This is a genomic window from Sphingobium sp. WCS2017Hpa-17 (genome assembly GCF_031843765.1).
Classification (GTDB): domain Bacteria; phylum Pseudomonadota; class Alphaproteobacteria; order Sphingomonadales; family Sphingomonadaceae; genus Sphingobium.
In genome coordinates, this window is record NZ_JAVTIV010000003.1 from 191,448 (window position 1) to 213,492 (window position 22,045).

The following is a 22,045-nucleotide window of genomic DNA, read 5'->3' on the forward strand; positions in this document are numbered from 1 at the left end:
GTCATTTCATCCAAATGCCGGCCTCAAGCCGCCATCCGCGCCCGTGCTGCCTGCTCTTCCTGCTCGCGCTTGGCGATTTCGTCGGCCCAGTGGAGCACTTCCATCCGCCCGTCGCCATGCTCGACCAGCGCGGTGCAGCCTTCCACCCAGTCGCCATCATTATAATATTGGATGCCCTCGATCTCACGCATTTCTGCATTATGGATATGCCCGCAGACCACACCGTCGACGCCGCGGCTGCCAGCTTCATGCGCCACCACTTCCTCGAAGCGGGAGATGAAGGACACGGCGTTCTTGACCTTGTGCTTGGCCATTTTGCTCAATGACCAATAAGGCAGGCCCATGCGCTGCCGCACGGCGTTGACCACGACATTGAGCCGCATCAGCGTGGTGTAGGCCGCGTCTCCCACGAAGGCGAGCCAGCGATGCGCCAGCATGATCGTGTCGAACTCGTCGCCATGTAGCACCAGCAGCTTGCGCCCATCGGCGGTCTGGTGGATCGCCTTGCGCCTTATTTCCACCCCGCCAAAGCTCATGCCGGTGAACTGCCGGAACATCTCGTCATGATTGCCGGGAATATACACGACCCGCGTGCCGCGCTTGGCCCGCTTCATCAGACGCCATACGACGTCATTGTGACTGGCCGGCCAGTAGAAGCGCTTCTTGAGGCGCCAGCCGTCGATGATGTCGCCCACCAGATAGATAGTGTCGCTGTCCACAGTGTCGAGGAAGTCGATCAGCATCGCCGCATTGCAGCCGCGCGTACCAAGGTGGATGTCCGATATCCAGATGGTGCGATAGCGGCGCCGCTTGCCCTCCCGCTCCGGGATATGAAAGCGGTCGTCGACGCCCTCTTCCATATCGCTCAGGAAGGGCAGGCGGGTGATGGCGTTCATGATAGGATCCCCAAAGATCTTGTCCTCGGGACCGAATCCTTAACGCCGCAATGTTACAATTTCGCAGGAAATATGACGAAAATACTACGATTTCCGGGGGTTTTACACCAAGCTTCCAATTCCGTCATCCCAGCGAAAGCTGGCATCCCACTTCTTCATTCTGTAGAGGCGATAAGTCAGTGAGATCCCAGCTTTCGCTGGGATGACGTAGAAAAATAATATCGCAGGCAATGAAACCTAAGAGAGAAACTCACTCAACCCCAACAAGACTAAAAAGGCATATAAAACGGCGATCGACCAAAAATAGACCGGACTATTTCGCCGGCTTGCGTCCGGAAGAGTTTTCACGAGCATCTTCCCAGACCGAAGCCCGAAAAATAGGCAGAACGCTAATGAAACAGCGATGATCGCGCCTACGATTCGCATGCCTCCCCCTCAAACCAACAGCACGACCTTCCCGAAATGCTCGCCGGCATCCATGCGTGCATGGGCCTTGGCCGCGTCTTTCAGCGCAAACTTCTGGTCCATCGCCGGGCGCAACTTCCCCTCACCGACAAAGCCCCAGACCGTCCGCATCAGTTCATCCGCGACCAGGCTCTTGAAGCCTACCGATCGCGCCCGCAGCGTCGATCCGGTCAGCGTCAGCCGCCTCTGCATGATTGCGGGGATGAAGACCTCCGCCTTCGCCCCACCCAGTACGGCGATCGACACATGCCGGCCATCCTCGGCCAGACAGGACAGGTTGCGCGGCACATAATCGCCCCCGACCATGTCCAGCACGGCGGCTACGCCCTGCCCGCCGGTAATGGCCTTCACCGCCTCGACATAATCTTGGCGCTTGTAATTGATCGCATGATCCGCGCCCCAGTCCTTCGCCTGCGCACATTTCTCGTCCGACCCGCAGGTCACGATGATCGTCACGTCGAACAGGTTGCACAGCCGGATCGCCATCGTGCCGATCCCGCTGGTCCCGCCATGGACCAGCACCGTGTCGCCCGCCACGACATAGGCGCGCTCGAACAAATTGGTCCAAACCGTAAAGAGCGTCTCCGGCAGCGCGGCGGCCTCAGCCAGATCATAATCGTCCGGCACCGGCAGGCACTGCCCCGCCGGCGCAACCGCATATTCGGCATAGCCTCCACCCGCCAGCAGCGCGCAGACCTTCTGCCCGACCAGCGCATCCGCGCCGCTGCCGGCCGCGACGATCGTGCCCGCCACTTCCAGCCCCGGAATGTCAGAAGCGCCCGGCGGCGGCGGATATTTGCCCTGCCGCTGCAACACATCCGGCCGGTTCACACCCGCGGCAGCAATCCTGATGAGCACTTCGCCCGCGCCCGGCACCGGCACCGGGCGCCGCTCGGCCACCAAAGCCTCCGGCCCGCCCGGCGTCGGAATCGCGATCGCCGTCATCTCGTCCGGCACTGCGCCCAAATCCGCCATATCGCTGCCCCCAGCCGTTAACCATGTTGCACCGCATCAAAAATCTCGATGCGGAACTCGTGCCCTTATTGACAGAGTGGCCAACTGGGTCAACATTGGCGTCATGGACCTGGATGACGATCTGCCGAACAAGGGCGACGATCCGCTGACCCGCCTGCTGAAACAGGATCTGGGGCCATTGTCCGTATCCGAACTGGATGCCCGCATCGCCGCCCTCGAAACGGAAATCGCGCGCACCCGGCGGACGAAAGACAACGCCGTTAACCATAAGGCAAGTGCCGAGGCGTTATTCAGACGATGAACCATTGCCACGCCCCCTGCGCCTTGAAAGGCTCCATTGGGCTGCGGCAGTCAGGCAATTCCGCTGGTCAAGGCCACGGCCTTGATCCCGCGTCGAGCAATGCCGACATAGGGTTCAACACCGCCCCTGTTTCGGGCCAGGAGTAGAACAGACATGCCTTCATTCGCACCCGCTCTTGAAACCACCCTGCACAATGCGCTGACGCATGCGTCCGAGCGCAAACATGAATATGCCACGCTGGAGCATCTCCTCCTAGCATTGATTGATGACGAACATGCGTCAAAGGTCATGCAGGCGTGCGGCGTGGAACTGGGCGAGCTGGGCGACGCGGTCACCCATTATCTCGACACCGAACTCGACAGCCTGAAGGTCGAAGGGGCGTCGGACCCCTCCCCCACCAGCGGTTTTCAGCGCGTGGTCCAGCGCGCCATCCTCCATGTCCAGTCGTCCGGCAAGGATGAAGTGACGGGCGCCAACGTCCTCGTCGCGCTCTTTTCCGAACGCGAATCCTATGCCGTCTACTTCCTGCAACAGCAGGATATGAGCCGCCTTGATGCCGTGAGCTTCATCAGCCATGGTGTCGGCAAGGGCACGCCCACGCCCGAGCGTCAGGAGACGAAGGGCGCTTCCGAGGAGGAAAAGAAGGTGCAGGACGGCAAGGCCAAGAAGGACAGCGCCCTCGAACAATTCACCGTCAACCTCAATGAGAAGGCCGGCCGGGGCAAGGTCGATCCGCTGATCGGCCGCACCGCCGAAGTGGATCGCACGATCCAGATCCTGTGCCGCCGGTCCAAGAACAACCCGCTCTATGTGGGCGATCCGGGCGTCGGCAAGACCGCCATCGCGGAAGGCCTGGCACGCAAGATCGTCGAGGGCGAAGTGCCCGATGTCCTCAAGGAAGCGGTCATCTACTCGCTCGACATGGGCGCGCTGCTGGCCGGCACCCGCTATCGCGGCGATTTCGAGGAACGGCTGAAGGCGGTCGTCACCGAACTGGAAAAGATGCCCCACGCGGTCCTCTTCATCGATGAAATCCACACGGTGATCGGCGCAGGCGCGACCAGCGGCGGCGCGATGGATGCGTCCAACCTCCTGAAACCCGCGCTGTCGGGCGGCACGATCCGCTGCATCGGTTCGACCACCTACAAGGAATTCCGCAATCATTTCGAAAAGGACCGCGCCCTGCTGCGCCGGTTCCAGAAGATCGACGTCAACGAACCCACGATCGAGGACACGATCAAGATCCTCGCCGGGCTGCGTTCCGCGTTCGAGGATCATCATCACGTCAAATATACGCCGGACGCGATCAAGGCGGCGGTGGAACTCAGCGCCCGCTACATCAACGACCGCAAGCTGCCGGACAAGGCGATCGACGTGATCGACGAAGTCGGCGCGATGCAGATGCTGGTGGTGCCGTCCAAGCGCAAGAAGACGATCACGCCCAAGGAGATCGAGCAGGTCATCGCGACCATGGCCCGCATCCCCCCCAAGACGGTGTCGTCCGACGACAAGAGCGTACTGGAATCGCTGACCACCGACCTCAAGCGCGTCGTCTTCGGTCAGGACAAGGCGATCGAGGTGCTGTCCTCCGCGATCAAGCTGTCGCGCGCGGGCCTGCGCGATCCCGACAAGCCGATCGGCAACTATCTCTTCTCCGGCCCCACGGGCGTCGGCAAGACGGAGGTGGCGCGCCAGCTCGCAACCCTGCTCGGCATTCCGCTCCAACGCTTCGACATGTCGGAATATATGGAACGCCACTCGGTCAGCCGCCTGATCGGCGCGCCTCCGGGCTATGTCGGCTATGATCAGGGCGGCCTGCTCACCGATGCGGTGGACCAGAATCCGCACAGCGTCCTGCTGCTCGATGAAATCGAAAAGGCGCACCCGGACCTGTTCAACATCCTGTTGCAGGTGATGGATAACGGCCGCCTGACCGATCATCACGGCAAGACCGTCGATTTCCGCAATACCATCCTCATCATGACCACCAATGCCGGTGCGTCGGACATGGCGAAGGAATCGATCGGTTTCGGCGAACTGACCCGCGAGGATGTGCAGGAAGACGCGGTGAAGAAGCTCTTCACCCCGGAATTCCGCAACCGCCTCGATGCGATCGTGCCCTTCGGCTATCTGCCGCCGGAAATCGTCGCCCGCGTCATCGACAAGTTTGTGCTGCAACTGGAACTGCAACTGGCCGACCGTGATGTCCACATCACCCTGGACGAAGATGCCAAGGCCTGGCTCACGAAGAAGGGCTATGACAAGCTCTACGGTGCCCGCCCGATGGGCCGCCTGATGCAGGAAAAGATCAAGCAGCCGCTGGCCGAGGAACTGCTCTTCGGCAAGCTGGTCCATGGCGGCGAAGTCCATGTCCATATGAAGGAAGATGCCGACGGGGTGGGGGCGCTCGCCTTCCAGATCACCCCCGCCGCCCCCAAAAAGGGTAAGAAGGGCGGCAAGGCCAAGACGACCGAAGGCACGAAATAAGCGTCTTCCCACGCAAAACGAAAAGGGCGGCCCGAAAGAGCCGCCCTTTTTCACATGCAAACCTTCTCCCTTGAGGGAGAACGATACGAAGCCTTGGCAGCCTGCGGCCTAGACGAAGTTGGATGAGAGGAAAAATCCAAACTGCTCAAACAAAGCGGCCGATCATGAATGCCTTTTGATCTCGACTATTTTTGGCGATTGCGCATCCATGAACATATAGGCTCGACCAAGCAAAGCCTGCTTACCAAAATCGTTAAATTTGTTTTGCCCAAGCGGCGTGAACAGCACCTCATCCGTCGCCAAACCATCCATATGGCGTTCTTCTATTTCGGTCCAATGAGTCTGCGCAATATCCCGCACCACCACATTCGTAGCCGGATGATTATATGTGACCATGATATTTCTATCATCCATTGACTTGGGATCCATGTCGGGATGGTAGTTGAAAATATCGGATAACGTCTTGAGCGCAAAATCTGCGGCATCCTGATCCGAAAGCCCATCGTTTAATACGACGCAAGTTCCATTGGCAAACAAAACCAAGTCTCGGGTGTCGTCAGTATAATATGTCATTCTTTCAATGATGGTAGGCAAAGGCTGCACGAAAGACGGTCGCCATTTCGGAATAGGCGGGAACTGAAAAGTCGGCTTCTTACCTTCCGTTTTGCCATTCTCGTTGGCTTGCCCATTAGGCAGTCCGACCACAGCCATAAGGCCGCCCAGAAAAGATCGTCTCATCACACCATATTCCTCAACTCATCAGCGCATTGATGTCATGATGGCAGCCGCATGGCCATAGATTTTGCCTGCTTGTTCGCAACGGTATTCACATCGTAGACTCCCCCGTCCCCTGAAACTCTGCTACAAGCCGGCATCCAGAAAAAAGGTCGCATCTCTTCCGTAACGATCAAGGAATAGATGTTGTGCGCAAAATTCTGACGTCTCGCCCCGCTCGCGGTGCGCTTCTTCTCGTATCTTTCACGCTCCTCGCCGCCCCCGGCTCCAGTCAGCAGGCGTCCGGCCCCATCGCCCGCTACACGATCGACGCCGGCACCATGTCCGGCATGGCCGCCATGGCGGGTGGCGGCGGCGGCATGGGCGCGGCCATGAGCATGATGATGGGCGGCGGCAACAAGCCGATGCACGAACTCGTCCTGCGCCTCGGCTCCACCCGCGCGCCCGCCAGCGGCGCCCCCGCCGCCGAGCATTTCATGCCCGCCGGCGCCGGCCTTGGCGCCTCGGTGCCTCTCGTCACCCCCCGCATCGTCCCCAGCGAGGATCAGCCCATGCCCGGCGAACGGCCCAAAGGTCGCCTGCTCATCTATTGGGGCTGCGGCGCGACGGTCGGCGCGGGCCAGCCGGTCGTCATCGACTTTGCCAAGGTGGCAAAGGGCCAGATCCCGCCCGGCCTCTACATGACCGGCGCGTCGATTCCGCAGGAATGGAACGTTCGCGTCACCAACAGCAAGACCTATGGCGACTGGCCCAATACGCAAACGCGCAAGACCGTCTCCGCCAACAGCTCCCTGCTCGGCGACCATCGCATCGCCGGCAATTACAGCCCGGACATCGCCTTCAACCTGAAACAGGATTTCATGCCCGCCATCACCGGCTCCGCGCGGCAGATCGCCGGCGGCGCCACGATCCTCAGCTGGAACGGCCTGCCGCAGGCGACCGGCTATTATGCCTGGACCTTCGGCGCGCAGGACAATGGCGACATGGTCTGGTGGGCCTCTTCCGCGACACAGGCGTTCGGCGGTCCGGTCTGGGACTGGATGTCCCCCGCCGCCGTGCAGAAGATGATCGCGCAAAAAATCGTCATGCCACCCAGCCAGACCAGTTGCACCGTCCCCGCCGCCGTCACGCAGGCGGGCGGAGAAATGCTGGTGGGCAGCCTCTACGCCTATGGCCCGGAAGCGAATTTCGCCTATCCCCCGCGCCCCGCCGATCCCAAGATCGCGTGGAAGCCCGAATGGATCGCCCGCGTCCGCTATCGCGCCAACACCATGTGGATGCTCAACGGCCCCGACATGGGCAGCATGATGAGCGATGCCGGCGGCGATGACGAAGACGCCCCCGCCCGCCAGCAACAGCAGAAGAAAAAGAAGAAATGCGGCGGCGGCCTTGGCGGCATGCTCGGCGGCGCCATGGGGGTGGGCTGCTAAGAGCCTGACCGCCAAAGGCCCGTTCGGGCTGAGCGTGTCGAAGCCCCTGCTTGTGTCTTCCGCGACAGGCGCAGTCCTTCGACAGGCATGTGACGATGCCGGTGCCATGGCCCAAAACAGGGTGGCGCCGCGCCCGCGCTTGCGCCACCCTCGCGCCATCCCGATTCAGGAGAGAGAAGCCATGCCCTCAGACCTCATCTTCTACACCAACCCCATGTCGCGGGGGCAGATCGCCCGCTGGATGCTGGAGGAGGTCGGCGCGCCCTATGAAACCGTGATCCTGGCCTATGGCGACGACGGCATGAAGGCGGCCGACTATCGCGCCATCAATCCGATGGGCAAGGTGCCGGCCATCGTCCACAACGGCCGCACCGTCACCGAATGTGCCGCGATCTGCGCCTATCTGGCCGACGCCTTCCCGGACGCCAGCCTCGCCCCGGCGCCCGCCGACCGCCATGCCTATTATCGCTGGCTCTTCTTCGCCGCCGGCCCGGTCGAGGCCGCCGTCACCAACAAGGCGATGGGCTTCACCTTGCCCGAAGGCCGCGAACGCACCGCCGGCTATGGCAGCTTCGAAGACACGATCGCCGCGCTGGAAACCGCTGTCGCGGGCGATGGCTGGATTTGTGGCGAGCAGTTCACCGCCGCCGACGTCTATGTCGGCTCGCAGATCGACTGGGGCCTCAGTTTCAAGTCCATCCCCTCCAGCCCCATGCTCGAAGCCTACGCCGCCCGCCTGCGGGAACGCCCCGCCTATAAGCGACAGAAGGACATCGACGGCGCGCTCATCGCCGAAATGCAGAAGCAGGGCTGATCCTGACGCCTGCCCTCCCTTCCAGAGAGGGGCAGGGGGTGGGTGGCGAGTGAAACGAGCCTCTAAGGCGCGCACCAAACAAAAGGCCCGGCGGATCGCTCCACCGGGCCTTTTCCTATTACATCCGCGATGCGATCAGCGACGATCGCCGAACAGGCGCAGCAGGAACAGGAACATGTTGATGAAGTCGAGATAGAGGTTCAGCGCCCCCATCACTACCGACTTGCCCATCATGTCCGTGCCCGCGACATGGGCATAGATGCTCTTGATCTTCTGCGTGTCATAGGCGGTCAGGCCCGCGAACAGCAGCACGCCGACGCCGCTGATGACCAAGCTCATCGCGTTCGACTTCATGAAGATGTTGATCAGGCTCGCCACGAACAGGCCCACCACGCCCATGATCAGGAAGGTGCCGAAGCCCGACAGATCCTTCTTGGTGGTGTAACCCCACAGGCTCAGGCCCGCGAAGGCGGCGGCCGTCGCGAAGAAGGTCTGCGCGATCGAGGTGCCGGTATAGGCAAGGAAGATGTAGGAGAGCGAAACGCCCATTACCGCCGCATAGGCCCAGTAAAGCGCCTGCGCCGCGCCGGTCGACAGGCGATTAATGCCGAAACTCAGCACCATCACGAACGCCAGCGGGGCGAACATCACGATATATTTCAGAATGCCGGGGCCGACGAACACGCTGTACGCCATGCCGCTCGATGCAAACAGCAGCGCCACGATGCCGGTCAGCAGCACGCCGCTCGCCATATAATTATAGACCGACAGCATATATTTGCGCAGGCCGGCGTCATACGCCTCGCTACGCGCCGCCGTCGCGCCGCCAAAGCCCGCCATGCCGGCAGGGCTGTCGGAACGGGGATCGGACCAATTGGCCATGAAAATCATCTCCTTTGCCGGCATCGGTGCCGGTACTCACTTATTATCGGCCCATCCGCGCCCGACTTCAAGCCAAACCCGCACGAATGGACGCTTCGTCATGATCCGGACAGCAAATGTCACGGGCTCGGGTGCGGCATGGCGACAACGGGTTGTCGGGAATGGGTGGTGAGTGGGATGGCGGGTTCCGGTGCGAACGCCGAGCTTAGCTGCCGTAATGTGCCTTTCCCAAATTGACGCTGCCGGATAAACTGGACGCATGGATAGCCTGCAACGTGCCGTAGTTTCGCTGCTGATAGACGGCGACGACCTTATTCCTGCTGAAGTGACGGCAATTCTGGGAGCGACACCTCAGCTTGGTGTAGCCAAAGGAGAGGCTTTTCTCGCCACTCATGGCAAGATGATGGAAGCCAAGACCGGCAAGTGGCAGTTCGGTGGAGATTGGGAAAGTCCACCAAACTTGGATCGCCAAATCAACGATGTCCTGTGCGTCTTGACTAAGGATATGTCTGCATGGACGGAGATTACAAATCGCTTTCATTGCTACATCAGCATCGGCGGATATTTCAACGACTGGACCGGCGGAATGACGTTGGCACCAAATACGCTCAAGCTGCTCTCTGATCGCAGTCTGCCAATTGACTTTGATCTTTACGCCCCTGCCGTCTCGGATTGACAGTCCACAGGCAGCTTTCTGGTGTTAGCAAACAACAGCTAAACGCCTTCAAATGGCCGTTTACCGCCATCCCCTCTTTCGTCATGCCGGGCTCGACCCGGCATCCCGCTTTCTCCGCAAACGCTGGCGGTAGAAAGCGCCCCGGATCAACCCTGCCCAAGGGGCCGTGATGACGGAACAGGTCGTAACCTGTCCCTCCAAAACCCTATAAGCAATTGTCACAAACGCCCTTATATAGACCCCCATGCACCGCCTGTTCGTCGCCATCCGCCCGCCCGCTGATCAGCGCACCCATCTCCTCTCGCTGATGATGGGGGTCGACTACGCCCGCTGGCAGGACGACGCCCAGCTTCACCTCACCCTGCGCTTCATCGGCGAAGTCGACCGGCACCGGGCGAACGACATTGCCGACGCCCTCGCCGCCATCCGCTTCACCCCGTTCGACATCCATCTGTCCGGCGTCGGCAGCTTCGATCGCAAGGGCGTGGTCGACACGCTCTGGGCCGGCGTGCAGCCCCGCGACGCGCTCGAACGGCTGCATAAAAAGGCCGACCGCGCCTGCGTCTCGACCGGCCTCCCGCCCGAAAGCCGCGCCTATCTGCCCCACATCACCCTTGCCCGCTTCGGCCGCACCGGCGCCTTCGTCGATCCCTTTATCGCCCGCCACGCTGCGCTCACCGGCTCACCCTTCCGCGTCGACGGCTTCACCCTCTACGAAAGCCGCATCGGCCATGGCGGCGCGAGCTATCACCCGGTGGAGGACTATCCTGCGGACGCCTAATCCACCCGCTCATGCGTCATCACGATGAGCGAATCCATCACGACCCGCTTCACCGTCAGGGGCGGCAGCGCATGGGTGCCATAGCTGTAACCGCTCGCCAGAATGCGCAGCGACCGATCGCCCACATAGACGCGATAGCATAGGTCGGCCTTGTGATCCGGCAGGTCGGTTTCACAGGACTCGATGCTCGATACAGGCTCGGACCGGACCTCGCCGATCACCGCGGCACATCCCCGTCCGGCTTCAAGTGGATAGAGTTCGCAGGACAGGGAGAAAGGCGGATTGCCCGCAACGATGGCGTCCATCGCCCGATGCGCCACCAAATAGCCATCGGCCGCGACCTGATCGTCGGGCGCGGAGAAAAAGGGATCAGCCGCCAATGTGGCGCCCCGGCACTGCGCGTCGCCCTGCCCCTTGGCCCGATCGACAATCGTGTTGAAGGGCTCAGACAGCGGGCGCCTGAAATGATAATAATGGGTCGTTTCAAATCCATTCACCGAAACCGGCGTGGCCGCATCGCCTGTCTCGCCACCCTCGGGTCGAAACAACAGGGTCAGCCTGTCGATCTGGCACAGGCCCGGAACCATCGTCGCGCGGGCCTTCGTGATAAAAGCCATATCGGTCAGCAACCTCTTCGGCCGCCCTTTGCGCGACGGCCGCTCTTCCGTAAGGATGGCGGAGAGTTGATCCATCACCCGCCGCTTCACCTGTCCAACCGGCAGGGCGCGCGCCTCGATCTTGGAAATGTCTGTGGGCATACGGGCATCGCACATGCCTGCCATCGTGCCCATCGCCAGCACCCCGATGAGCAACCGCGCTGCTCCAGACCCCAATCGCATCTCGCCCCCTCCCGAATTGCCACGGGAGGAGAATAGAGCTGATCTGTCCGCCCGATAGCCCCTATCTACCGTCCGGTGCGTGGATTATGCCCCGCACTGATCGAAAGCATCAGCACCTGTCGGCGCTACGCCCCAAACAAAAAACGCCCGGACCGCTTCCATTTCTGGACGCGATCCGGGCGCCATAAAACCCGCCGCGCCATCAACGGCGCAGCGCAATCCTCATCCCTTGGCCAGCACGCCGCATGCCACGCGCCCGCCGGCATTGCCCGTGGGATCGGTCGCATAATCGTCCGCCTGCGCGTGGATCACGATCGCCGCGCCATCGGTATCCAGCAGCGGCGAAGCGCCTTCGCTGATCGTCCCGCCGGCCACGACATATTCGATCGCGCCGGTGCCGTCCGACCCGACCGTCATGTTGGGCATGTCGCCCATATGCGGGCCGGAGGGGTTATCCTTGCCATGCTTGTGCGCGGTCGGGTTCCAGTGGCCACCCGCGCTGGTGAAGTCGGGGCCGGCGCATTGCCCGGTCGTATGGATATGCACCGCATGAATGCCCGGCGTCACGCCGGTCGCCTTGACCAGCACGTGCAGGCCATCGGCCGCCTGGGTCACGCTCGCCGTCCCGCGCGCTGCGCCGTCACCGGCGGCCAGTTTGGCCGAAGCGGTCGGCGCGGCGGGCGTATCGGCCGTCGTCGCGCAGGCCGACGTGGCAAGGGCAACAGGCAGGACGGCAAGAAGGGCAGGAAATTTCATGACAGGCTCCCAGGGGAAAGACGGAGATAGGGAAAAGACGATATGACCGCGAACGCGGCAACCGGCTTTTTGTTGCCCATCCGCATCGATTTGTCACGCCGGAACAGATTGATATTGCATGTCATCTGCATAATTCCGCCCTGCAAGCGCCTATCGCTTGGGCCAGACCCAGCGGACGTCGCTCTCCTGCGCTACCTGTGTTTCCCCCATCCTCTTGTCCAATGCGATATGATGCACCGCATGATGGGCGCGCAGATGGTCGATCAACTGTTCGCTATGGGATATCAGGATGATCTGGCACTGGCGCGACGCCCGCACCAGCAACCGGGCCAGCGCCTCCAGCAGCGATGGATGCAGGCTTGCTTCCGGTTCGTTCAGGATCATGATCTCCGGCGGTCGCGGCGACAACAGCGCCGCCGCCAGCAGCAGATAGTGCACGGTCCCATCCGACAGTTCCTGCACGCCCAGCGGCCGCAACAGCCCCGGCTGCCGCATCTCCACCACGCCATAATCCTCGCCCGACAACTGGACATGCGCACCGGGAAAGGCGTCGTCCACCACCTCGGCCAGTGCCTCATCATCGCCGATCGCCATGATGGTCGCGATCGCCGCCGCCAGATCGGCGCCGTCGCTCGCCAGCACGGGGGTATAGGTCATCACCTGCGGCCGCCGCGCCGGCGCGTCCGCATCGGTGCGCAGCATGTCGTAGAAACGCCAGCCGCGCATCCGGTCCCGCATCTGCATCAGTTCCAGCCCGTCGGCCGGATCGGCGCAATGCGTCACCATGCTGTCGAACGGCAGCAGAGTATTCAGGACAGATTTCCATACGCCGCTGTCCGACCCGCGCAGATGGACCGCCGGCCCGCGCCGCTCCGCAAACAGGTTCGCGCGGCCCAGGCAAGGGCCGGTCCACATCGCTTCGACCTTGATTTCCGGATCGCGCTTGAACGGATGGGCCGGGTCAGGCAGGCCCAGATCGATCGCATAGCCGCAATCCTCGCTCGAAAATCCCAGGCGCAGGCTGACCACGCCCGATCGTCTGGTGCCCTGCACCGGCATCTCGCCGGCCAGCATCGCGCGGCTGAACCGTTCCGGGCCAGCCCACAAAGTGGATGACAGGCCGCCTTCCGCCGCCAGCGATCCGATCAGGCGCCCCTGTGCCGCTTCGGACAAGAGGCGCAGCGCCCGATAGAGGCTCGATTTTCCGCTGCCATTCGGCCCGGTAATCAGCGTGAACTGGTCCAGTTCCAGCACCAGATCGCGCAGCGACCGATATCCCGCGACCGCCAATCGTCCAATCACCCGCACCTCCCTTGTCGCGCCAAGCCTCGTCGTGTACCGGCCTCGTCGCGTATCTGGATGTCCGCCGTCACACTTGCCCTGTTATCCGCGGCTACGATTGAAAAGCGCGTGCAGCTACCCGCCGAACGGCATTGTCGATCTTCATGCAGGAACTCGATTACCGGATTTCATTGCAGGGTTCTGCCGTCATGGTCCAGCGCTGATCACCCTATCAAAGGCGGGGAGCCAGAGAAGCCGCCCGAAGATGGATGCCGAATGCGGGCCATCCCACCTGGAATGCCGGCTGTCCTCTCGCCGAAAGCAAGACCGGGCCGGCACGGCAATTGCGCCGCAACCACGGAACCGACAGCGAAGACATGAAGCGAAACCACCTGCGCGCGAAAACAAGCGCCCAGCACGTATAAGTCCACCCGGACTTTGCCCCGCGCACTATTCCGCGCCTCATCCACGCAAAGAAAAAGGGGCCGATCCTGCGACCGGCCCCCAATTCTGTATCCCATTCCGAAGAATGGAGATCGGCTTACTGACCCGAACCCGGACCGTAGCTGATTTCCACGCGACGGTTCTGGACTTCGCGGACGCCGTCGGCAGTGTCGACGCGCGGCTTCGATTCACCGAAGGCCTGCGTGGTGATGACACCGTCAGGGATACCCTTCGAGGCCAGATAGGCCTTGACCGAGTCAGCGCGGCGCTGCGAGAGGCCGACGTTGTACGAGGCCGAACCCGAACGGTCAGCGTGACCGGCCAGCATGACCTGGGCGCTGCCGCAGCTGCTGTAGGCCGAAACCGCGTTGTCCAGAATGGTGGCGGCGTCAGGCGTGATGTCCGACTTGTCCCATTCGAAGAACACGATGTACGGGCCAGGGTTGCAGGCCTCAACCGGCGGCGGAGGCGGCGGCGGGGGCGGCGGGGGCGGCGGGGGCGGCGGCGGGGGCGGCGGCGGAGCAGCCGGTTCACCACCGAAGTTGTAGGTCAGGCCGAGCAGCAGGCTGTGCGTGCGCAGCTTGGTTTCGGCGTTCGAACCAGCCTGGCCGTAGATGCTCTGCTGTGCCGGGATGAGCTTGATGTCATCCTGGTTGAAGAAGCGATACTTCAGCGAGACGTCGACATTGTTGGTGACCGGGTAACGAACGCCCGCGATCGCCTGCCAGGCGAAGCCGGTGTCGCTGTCGTTCACGATGTCCGAAGCCAGCTTGCCGCGCGACACGCCGACACCGCCGCCGACGAAGCCCTGCAGGCCGTCATCGGGACCGAAGTCGAGCAGGCCGTTCAGCATGAACGACAGAGCCGAAGCCGCGCCGCCGAAGCCGCCGCCGGTCTTGTCGAAGTCGATCTTGGCGCGCTTGTAGGCCGCTTCGGCCTCCAGGCGGAAACCACCGAAATCATAGCCGATGTTGGCGTCGAAATCATAACCCTTGTGGTAATCGATCGACGGAACCGCCGAGCCACCCGGAGGGACGGCGTCGAAGGTCAGGTTCTGGTCTTCGACCAGCAGCACGCCGGCATCGACGCCGACATACCAGCTGTTATCACGCGCCAAGGCCGGGGTGGCCAGGGCACTGGTCGCAAGCGCAGCCGCGAGGGCAAGCTTCCGCATTTGAATTCCCCTTTCAAGAGTGTCACGAAGGACTGCTGAAACCCTGTAACTGCGAGAAGGTTTCATGGCAAGTCCACAATTAGTGAAACCGTTGCAAAAATAACGCACTAGCCCGGCAAGCAGAGGCTTATCCAGCTAATGCCTAGGAATCCTAGACTATTGACGCAGCACCGCAACAAGAAAAGCACAATAGCGTAATATTAGGTCGCGATCAGGCCATGTCCGCGCAAGGCTTCCAGAATGGCGGCGACCGTAGAGCGGGCCTGCGCATCAATCACGCTGCCCCCGCTGGCCGCCGGGATGGCCGCCATCCGTTCGCCCACCACTTTTTCTTCGTTCAGATATATGCCGTCGTCCCGTATCGCACCGGCCCGCCATTCTGTCCCGTCATGGAAAAGCGCATGATCGCGGTCCGCCACGCCAACGGACAGGCCGGCCCGCGGCATGACGAAGCGCCACCCTCCTTCGGTCCAGAGCGCGATCGTTCCCGCCTGCCCGGCCCAGTCACCCACTGCCCCATCCGCGACGATCCAGCATTGGCCGATCAGCGCATCGCCCGGCGGACTGCCCAGGTCGGCGCTTTCGACTTGCCCGTGCAACAGCGCGTCGATCAGCACAAGCGCCTCATTATGCGTGATTTCCTTCTGCGCCTGCCCCGCAAACAGCAGCGGCATCGCCCAGCGCGCCGTTTCTTCCATGTTCGTTCCTCCTCTTGATCCCGTTCAGGCAATGAAGCCGATCGACGCGGTCCGTCCCGGCGCCCGCGTCCCCATCTGCCGCACCTCCGCGACCAGCGATCGCCCGCTGGTTCCATCCGCCGCGATCATCGTCGCATCATAGGTCCAGTGCGGCACCGCGCTCTCGGCGCTGCGCACCATCGCCCCGCCATCCAGCAGCCGGATGGCATAACGTTCCGCCTCCTCGGCCAATGGCACATCGCCCCCACTGCTCCAGCGCCAGCCCGCCCGGCTGCGCCGCACCCAGTCGATCCGCCAGCCGCCATCGTTCACCCGCACCGTCAGATGCACCGGCGATGGCGGTACCAGAGCCGCGCCCTCGATCATCAGTGTCGCCTCTACCGGCGCGGCATCGCCCAGGCCCAGCGCCGCCACGCGCAGGATGGAGCCCGCTTCCCCCGCGCTCCCCAGCGCCGCCAGCGGCTCGACCAGCCGATCCTCCTCGATCAGCAGGAAAGGCTCGTTCGCTTCATGCCCCGCCATCGCCCATTCGGTACCACGCAGCCCCCGGCGCAGCCCGCCCAGCCTATAATGCCCCGCCCCGATCCGTTCCGCCGTCTCGAACTGGATCAATTCGCGCCCGACCAGACACAGGTTCCGCCCCTGCCCCAAGGCCGCCTCGTCCGCGCCGCCCAGATCCATTTCCTGCGCCAGCAAGGTCACCGTCAGCGCATGACGCCGGTCCACCAGCGTCGCGCTCCCCGCCGGCAACGCCGCGTCCATGCTGCCCATCACCGCCCGCAACCCGCTGCGCCCGACCGGCATCGCCTCGCCACTCTCGCTCATCACGAACAGCGCCGCACTGCGCCACCCTTCCCCGCCGCTCGCCGCCGCGACCAGCAACGGCGCGTTCGCCACCCCGTCCTTCAGCCATGGCAGGTCCGCCAGCATCAGCGTCGTCACGCCATGCGGCGCATCCACCTGCCGCACGATCACACCCGATGACGCGCCAGCCGGCAAAGCCGCGCCCGCACCCGGCACCCGCCGCAGCGCCAGCCGCACCGCCATCACCTCCCATTCCCGCTCCTCGATCCGCCACAGCCCCGGCACATCGGCCACCGTCACCACCGCGCCCGGTTCCAACATCAGCGCCCGCCAGTCGCAGCGCAGCCCCATCGTCGCCCTTCCGGTCCAGCCCCCCGCCAGCCGCGCCGCCGCCAGCGCCCGCGCCTCGTTCGCGGCCATCACCACGGGCAATTCCATGCCCAGTTCCTGCCGCCCCGGTCCCGGCCTTGTCACCCGCTGCACCCCGGCCTGAAAATCGCGCGCAGCATCATAATGGCGCAGGCTCAGCGCCACCGGCACTGCATCGGCCGCTGCGCCGGATCGCTCGGCCGGCTCAACCGCCCGCCCGTTCACCCGCCGCACCAGCGTCTGCGCGCCAACCCCGCCTTCGGCCACCGCCACCATCGGCACCAACCGCAACCCCGCCTCATCGGACCGCAGCGCCAGTCCATAGGCCTCGACCAGCGGCGCGATCGCGTCCCGCACATCGCTCCCGCTCGCGGCAAAGCCATCCACGCCAGCCAGCCCAGCACCGCCCAGCCGCCCGTCGCTCAGCCCATCAGCAATCGCCCCGATCGGCACCGCCCCGTCATCCGCCTCCACCTCGAAAGTCAGCGACGGAATTCGATTGCCATAGTCGGCCAGCGCCAGATCCTCGAAGACCACATAGCCGATCCCCCGATGCGCAGGCGTCACGCCCGTGCCCTGCGCCGCCGCGATCAGCGGATCGACCGGCTGCTCCTCCCCGCCCAAATGCACGCGAAAGGCGGACAGTTCGGTCTTGAAATCCCCCGCCGCCCCGCGCAGCAGATTGCCGTCGGCCCAGATGCGCCGGACAGACCGGATCGCCCGCGCCGACAGTGCTACGGCAAAACTCGCCGAATAGCTGTAACTGGTCACGCTCGGTCGCCCCTTGCCGCCGCCGCTCCTGCTCTTCACCTCTTTCAGGTCCGTGGCCCAGATCACCGTGCCCGCCACCCGCATCGTGCCGAACAGTTTCGGCACCTGCGTCCCGTAACTCGACGTCTGCACGTGCAAATCGGCCAGACGCGCAGCCTCGCGTCCCTTGGGTTTGAACAAGACCTGATTGTCGATGACGTTACCGATCACCGCCCCGATCGCCGCGCCGATCGGCCCACCCAGCGCCGTCCCCACCGCCGTCAGTACCACCGTCGCCATATATCCCTCCCAACATCGTCATTGCGAGCGGAGCGTGCCGAAGGCGGGCAAAGCCCAACCAATCCAGCTATGCTCGCAAAGACATGAATTTTGCACCCAACCGGTCAGGCCCGCCACCAGCCGATCACGGGCCATGGCGACACCCCCGGCATCTCCACCACCCGCCCCAGGCCGGCATGGGCATGGACGAAGCCCGTCCCGGTCCCGATCATCAGATGCAGTTGCAAAGGCCCCGGCCGCACCAGCGCCAGATCGCCCGGCCGCCCCACCGTCGCCGGCCGCAATCCCGCCGCGCGCAGCCAGCCCTCCGCCCGTGCCACATCGCCACTGCGCAGCCCATAAGCGCCGGGCGCCGCCCGCCCCAGCGCCACCGCCGCCAGCCCCACGCAGTCCAGCCCGGCCTCGCTCCGCCCATGCAGCCGGAACGGCACGCCGATCATCGCCCGCGCCCGCTCGACGACGCCACTCATGCGCCCGGATAGCGGGTCAGCAAATCCATCCCCGGCAGATAGGGTTCGCCCCGAAAATTCGCCGCATTGCCAAAGCGCCCGGCGCAGGTCGCCAATTGCCGGTCACATCCTTCGCTCAGCAGCGCCAGCGCTCCCGCCGCCACCGCAAAGGCCGGCGGATCGCTCAAAGTCACGCCATCCGCGCCATTGTCGATCACCGCCTGCACCAGCCCGGCATTGGCGCCGCTGAGCCACCGCAACGCGCCAAACGCATAGGCCCCCGCCGTCAGCCCCCCGACGGCGACCTCCGCATCCTCCACGCTCTCGACCGTCACGATCCGCCGCCGTCCCGCCATATCGACCCGACATGCCCTGTCGCCCAGCCGCGCCCGGCAATCGGGCGATGTCGACGGCGCCACCGGCCCGCCCAGCACCGCCGCCGCGCCCAGCAACTCCGCCGTGAACGCCCCACCCTTGCGCGCCACCGCGCCCATCTCGCCCCGCGCCAGCAACAGCCACAGCGCGCCCGGCGCCTCCCACTGCGTCAGCCGCAATTCCAGCGCCGCCCCGTCCCATCGCCCGGCCATGAGGTCCGCCTCACCGATCGCATCGCTTGACAGCGCGCCCGCCACATCGCTGTCCTCGCCCTCCAGCCCGATGCCGCTGCGCACCGCCGACGGCGTCATCCCCGGCGCCGCGCGATAGATCAGCCCGCCGATGCTCAGATCGCGATCATGGCTCGTCAGCCCGATCGTCACCCCATCCCGCCGCTCGATCCGCCAGCAGAAAGCCAGCGTATTCAGCGGTTCGCTCAGCCGCTCCAGATCGCTCATTCCCGTATCTCCACCAGCATCACCGAAGGCGCCTCGCCTGCCGCGAATGTCGCGCGGTTGATATCCAGCCGATCCTCGGCAAAGCGCACCGGCACATCGAACCGGTACCCCGCAGTCAGCACCACGCCCACGTCCGGCGCCGTGTCGAACGCGATGACGCCCAACCCCGCATGGCTCCACCCCTCCGCCAACGCCACGCCATCGGCCGCCACGCGGATACTGCCCGGCACCGGCCGCGTGATGATCCGCCCCTGCGCCTCCTCGCCCACGCCATAATGCCGCATCAGCTGGAACGTGGCTGTCACCCCATCGCCCACGCCCAGCCGCTGGTCGATCGGCCCCGGCGCCATGCCCGGCGCACCGCTGCGATCGTCATAGGGATCGGTGAAGCGAAACCCGCGCGCCGCCCCTCGCCGCGCCCGAAAGAAGGCGATCAGCGTAGCGATGTCCGCCTCCGACCGCACCCCCGGCCCGGCATCATAGGACAGCCGCGCATCCGCCCAGTCGGCGCTGCGCCGCTCATGGCCCGAAGGGCTTTCCACGATCTGCGTCGAAAAGGCCGGCGACACGCTGGCCTGCGCCCCGATCGCAATCGGAAAGACTATATCATCAAAGGCTTGCACATCATCCTCCCCACCATTTTTGAAGCAGGTAAAGCCGTCCCGACACACTTGCGGCAGCGCCCAGATGAAGGTCTGCGCCGTCCCCCGCGCTACCGCCGCCTGCGCCGCCCCGGCGATCAGCCCCCATTGCGCGGCCTGCTCCGGCAGCAGCACGAACCCCGCCAGATAATGCTGCTCGGCAATCGGATAGCCCAGCCGCGCCGTCGCCGCCGCCACGCCCGTGTCGGTCAGGCCCGGCCGTCCCTCCGTGACCCAGTCATAATCCTCCAGCTGCAATATATCGAACGCCGGCGCCGCCCAGCCCACCGGCATGTTCGCCCGCTTCGCTTCGGGCGCGCGCGGATCCAATATGGTCGGGAGATAGGCCAGCAAATGCGTCACCGCCCCCGGCGCCACCGCCTTCACGGATGCACAGAGCGCCGCCGTAGATGCCGCCAGCAACGCCCCCGCCGCATCCAGCAAAGCGCATTGCCCGACATCCAGATCGCCCCACACACTGGGGATCGACACCGGACTCCCACCCAGCGCCACCCGCGCCGCCTCATCATAGACGCATATCCGCCCATCCCCCGGCATCACCCACCACCAGGGTTCGCCGACCTGAAACAGGATCGGCAACCCCGCCTCCAACCCCATGGAAACAAAGGCGCCCGCCACCGCTTGCAAATAGGCCATCGCGCCAGCATGCGCCGGCGACAGCAGGGTCGAAGGCGGCACCCATCCGGTCAGCGCCGACGCGCCATCCTCCGCCCTTTGCTTCCAGTCGTTCCAGCAATGCGCATCGAACAATTCATAGGACAGCGACCAGATGACATCGAAGCCCAGCGCCTTGGCCCGCACCGCAAAGTCCCGATGCCACGCCGCGCAGGCCGCATTCAGCACCCCGCCGGCCAAACTCACGTACAGCCCGTCTCCCAGCCGTTCGAGCCGGAAATAATGGCTCATCCCCACATAATGGTTGATCGCCCCGCGATAGCCCAGCGCATGGATCGCCCCCACCACCCGCTCGGGCGTCTGGTTGAAACAATCGTCATAACCGGTCGCCATCGACAGCCCATGTTCGGGCAGCATCACGTCGCCGATCGCCAGCACCGATCCCGCGCCCTCGCACGCAATGTCGCTCAGTTCCGCCCATCCCTCGATCGCAGCGGCAAATTGCGTATCTCCCTCGTCATAGCCAGGCGGCACCAGCGATATGAACATCCGGTCCACATCCCCCGCCCACACCGGGTCATCATCCTCCGGCAGGTCGAAGCCACCCGTCAGCGCGGAAAAATCCAGCCTGATGACAGCCTCTTCCGGCGCACCGCTCGCATAGTTCCACAAGCGCACATACCAGGCGCGCGGCGCGCCCTCCGCATCCCGCCCCTCGATCGTCAGCGTCGGCCCATGCGTCTCGTCCAGCCTGCGCACGCCCCCGCTGCGCCAGCGAAAAGACAGGGTGCAATCCCGAAAATCCCGCCGCGTTTCATAAGCCAGCAAGGGATGGCTCCACCCGTCCGCCGCGTCCCAGATCAGCCCCGCCAGATCGCCCGACCCGTAAAAGACTGCATCCACCCGCAAAGCATCCGGCGCGGTCGTCACGACGCTCGCCATCATCGGTCGCGGAAAATTGACGGTCCAGTGCGTCGCGGCGAAGCGCTTGATCCAGCGCGCCTCCTGCCCCCGCCGCTTGTCCGCCAGCCAATAGCCCAAGTTCCCCATCAGCCCAGCGCCCCCTTCACCGCCCGCGCTACCTGCCGCGCACTCCGCGCCAGCAAGCGCGGCTCGCTCTCGCCACCCCGTCCGTTCACCGCGATGCTCACCCGCACGTCCCGCGCGCCGCCGCCATGGGCCACCACCTGCCCGCTCGACGTCGGCACGAACATTTCCGGTCCCCGCTCGCCGACCATATAGGCCCGCCCCGGCGCCACCGGCCCGCCCGTCGCCCGCCCCGGCAGCCCCAGCGCCGACGTCAGCAAAGACGCCCCCAGGCTCACCAGCCCACCAGCACCACTGCCGCCGCCACCCACGGCCGACCGCAACGCACTGGCCGCAATCTCGTCCAGCACGCTCACCGCGATCCGCCGCAGATCCTCGAACCCGAACTTGCCGGTCCGCACCGCCTTCATCAGTCCCTGCTCGATCCGCCGCCCGGCCCGGTCCGCCCCATCGCCCAGCGGCCCCTCCAGCCCTGCCCGCATCGCCTCGACATCGCGGCTCAGCCCCTGCGTATCGGCCCGCACCCGCACGACCAAAGTCTCGATTTCCTCGTCCATATGACTGCCTCTCAAAACAAGGTCC

Annotated in this window: 20 protein-coding genes; 6 read left to right on the forward strand and 14 right to left on the reverse strand. The window is 64.3% G+C overall.

The annotated features are described in order from the left end of the window. Window positions 1-23: 23 nt before the first annotated feature. The gene (locus RQH62_RS08170) at window positions 24-896 is read right to left on the reverse strand and encodes a UDP-2,3-diacylglucosamine diphosphatase (RefSeq protein ID WP_311268273.1); all 873 of its coding nucleotides are present in this window, start codon (window positions 894-896) and stop codon (window positions 24-26) included. Window positions 897-1,331: 435 nt separating this feature from the next. After that, on the reverse strand, window positions 1,332-2,336 hold the full coding sequence (locus RQH62_RS08175) for an NAD(P)H-quinone oxidoreductase (RefSeq protein WP_311268274.1): 1,005 nt from the start codon (window positions 2,334-2,336) through the stop codon (window positions 1,332-1,334). A gap of 103 nt (window positions 2,337-2,439) precedes the next feature. On the opposite strand from RQH62_RS08175, the gene RQH62_RS08180 reads away from it, so the two are divergent. Together RQH62_RS08180 and clpA are read left to right on the forward strand one after the other, a co-directional pair. After that, a complete protein-coding gene (locus tag RQH62_RS08180; RefSeq protein WP_120252083.1) occupies window positions 2,440-2,637 on the forward strand; it encodes a DUF1192 domain-containing protein in 198 nt (65 codons plus the stop codon). Window positions 2,638-2,790: 153 nt separating this feature from the next. Continuing rightward, window positions 2,791-5,124 (forward strand): ATP-dependent Clp protease ATP-binding subunit ClpA, encoded by a 2,334-nt coding sequence (gene clpA / locus RQH62_RS08185; RefSeq protein WP_311268275.1) that lies wholly within the window; start codon window positions 2,791-2,793, stop codon window positions 5,122-5,124. Window positions 5,125-5,286: 162 nt separating this feature from the next. Here clpA and RQH62_RS08190 read toward each other — a convergent pair whose 3' ends face one another. Beyond that, window positions 5,287-5,862, reverse strand: a complete 576-nt coding sequence (locus tag RQH62_RS08190; RefSeq protein WP_311268276.1) for a hypothetical protein — start codon at window positions 5,860-5,862, stop codon at window positions 5,287-5,289. 185 nt (window positions 5,863-6,047) lie between these two features. Between RQH62_RS08190 and RQH62_RS08195 the strand changes: the two genes are divergently transcribed. Continuing rightward, window positions 6,048-7,289 carry a hypothetical protein gene (locus tag RQH62_RS08195; protein WP_311268277.1) on the forward strand — a complete coding sequence of 414 codons (1,242 nt, stop codon included), beginning with the start codon at window positions 6,048-6,050 and terminating at the stop codon, window positions 7,287-7,289. Between the two features lie 181 nt (window positions 7,290-7,470). Further along, window positions 7,471-8,103, forward strand: coding sequence for a glutathione S-transferase family protein (locus RQH62_RS08200; protein WP_311268278.1), 633 nt, complete (start codon window positions 7,471-7,473; stop codon window positions 8,101-8,103). A gap of 135 nt (window positions 8,104-8,238) precedes the next feature. Here the strand turns inward: RQH62_RS08200 and RQH62_RS08205 are convergent, their stop codons facing one another. Next, the gene (locus RQH62_RS08205) at window positions 8,239-8,985 is read right to left on the reverse strand and encodes a Bax inhibitor-1/YccA family protein (protein WP_311268279.1); all 747 of its coding nucleotides are present in this window, start codon (window positions 8,983-8,985) and stop codon (window positions 8,239-8,241) included. 259 nt (window positions 8,986-9,244) lie between these two features. On the opposite strand from RQH62_RS08205, the gene RQH62_RS08210 reads away from it, so the two are divergent. Both RQH62_RS08210 and thpR read left to right on the forward strand, forming a co-directional pair. Beyond that, window positions 9,245-9,661, forward strand: coding sequence for a DUF4279 domain-containing protein (locus RQH62_RS08210; RefSeq protein WP_311268280.1), 417 nt, complete (start codon window positions 9,245-9,247; stop codon window positions 9,659-9,661). Between the two features lie 244 nt (window positions 9,662-9,905). Beyond that, window positions 9,906-10,442 carry an RNA 2',3'-cyclic phosphodiesterase gene (thpR, locus tag RQH62_RS08215; protein ID WP_311268281.1) on the forward strand — a complete coding sequence of 179 codons (537 nt, stop codon included), beginning with the start codon at window positions 9,906-9,908 and terminating at the stop codon, window positions 10,440-10,442. Here the strand turns inward: thpR and RQH62_RS08220 are convergent. The 10 genes from RQH62_RS08220 to RQH62_RS08265 all read right to left on the reverse strand — a co-directional run bounded on the left by RQH62_RS08220 (window position 10,439) and on the right by RQH62_RS08265 (window position 22,020). Continuing rightward, a complete protein-coding gene (locus tag RQH62_RS08220; protein WP_311268282.1) occupies window positions 10,439-11,281 on the reverse strand; it encodes a hypothetical protein in 843 nt (280 codons plus the stop codon). The two genes, thpR and RQH62_RS08220, sit on opposite strands and share 4 nt — an antisense overlap. A gap of 222 nt (window positions 11,282-11,503) precedes the next feature. Next, complete coding sequence (locus tag RQH62_RS08225) at window positions 11,504-12,037, reverse strand: superoxide dismutase family protein (protein ID WP_311268283.1); 534 nt, start codon at window positions 12,035-12,037, stop codon at window positions 11,504-11,506. Window positions 12,038-12,187: 150 nt separating this feature from the next. Then, window positions 12,188-13,327 (reverse strand): AAA family ATPase, encoded by a 1,140-nt coding sequence (locus RQH62_RS08230; RefSeq protein WP_311268284.1) that lies wholly within the window; start codon window positions 13,325-13,327, stop codon window positions 12,188-12,190. Window positions 13,328-13,859: 532 nt separating this feature from the next. Continuing rightward, window positions 13,860-14,936 carry an OmpA family protein gene (locus RQH62_RS08235; protein WP_311268285.1) on the reverse strand — a complete coding sequence of 359 codons (1,077 nt, stop codon included), beginning with the start codon at window positions 14,934-14,936 and terminating at the stop codon, window positions 13,860-13,862. Between the two features lie 200 nt (window positions 14,937-15,136). Further along, complete coding sequence (locus RQH62_RS08240) at window positions 15,137-15,634, reverse strand: DUF2793 domain-containing protein (RefSeq protein ID WP_311268286.1); 498 nt, start codon at window positions 15,632-15,634, stop codon at window positions 15,137-15,139. A 24-nt stretch (window positions 15,635-15,658) separates the two neighbouring features. Next, the gene (locus RQH62_RS08245) at window positions 15,659-17,857 is read right to left on the reverse strand and encodes a phage tail protein (protein WP_311268287.1); all 2,199 of its coding nucleotides are present in this window, start codon (window positions 17,855-17,857) and stop codon (window positions 15,659-15,661) included. Window positions 17,858-17,961: 104 nt separating this feature from the next. After that, on the reverse strand, window positions 17,962-18,327 hold the full coding sequence (locus RQH62_RS08250; RefSeq protein ID WP_311268288.1) for a peptidoglycan endopeptidase: 366 nt from the start codon (window positions 18,325-18,327) through the stop codon (window positions 17,962-17,964). Further along, window positions 18,324-19,139 carry a DUF2163 domain-containing protein gene (locus RQH62_RS08255; protein ID WP_311268289.1) on the reverse strand — a complete coding sequence of 272 codons (816 nt, stop codon included), beginning with the start codon at window positions 19,137-19,139 and terminating at the stop codon, window positions 18,324-18,326. Before RQH62_RS08255 ends, RQH62_RS08250 begins: the two co-directional genes overlap by 4 nt. Next, window positions 19,136-21,466, reverse strand: coding sequence for a DUF2460 domain-containing protein (locus tag RQH62_RS08260; RefSeq protein ID WP_311268290.1), 2,331 nt, complete (start codon window positions 21,464-21,466; stop codon window positions 19,136-19,138). The genes RQH62_RS08255 and RQH62_RS08260 overlap by 4 nt, the downstream gene beginning before the upstream one ends. Continuing rightward, entirely contained in the window at window positions 21,466-22,020 is a 555-nt protein-coding gene (locus RQH62_RS08265) for a tail tape measure protein (protein WP_311268291.1), read from the reverse strand. Before RQH62_RS08265 ends, RQH62_RS08260 begins: the two co-directional genes overlap by 1 nt. Window positions 22,021-22,045: the final 25 nt, after the last annotated feature.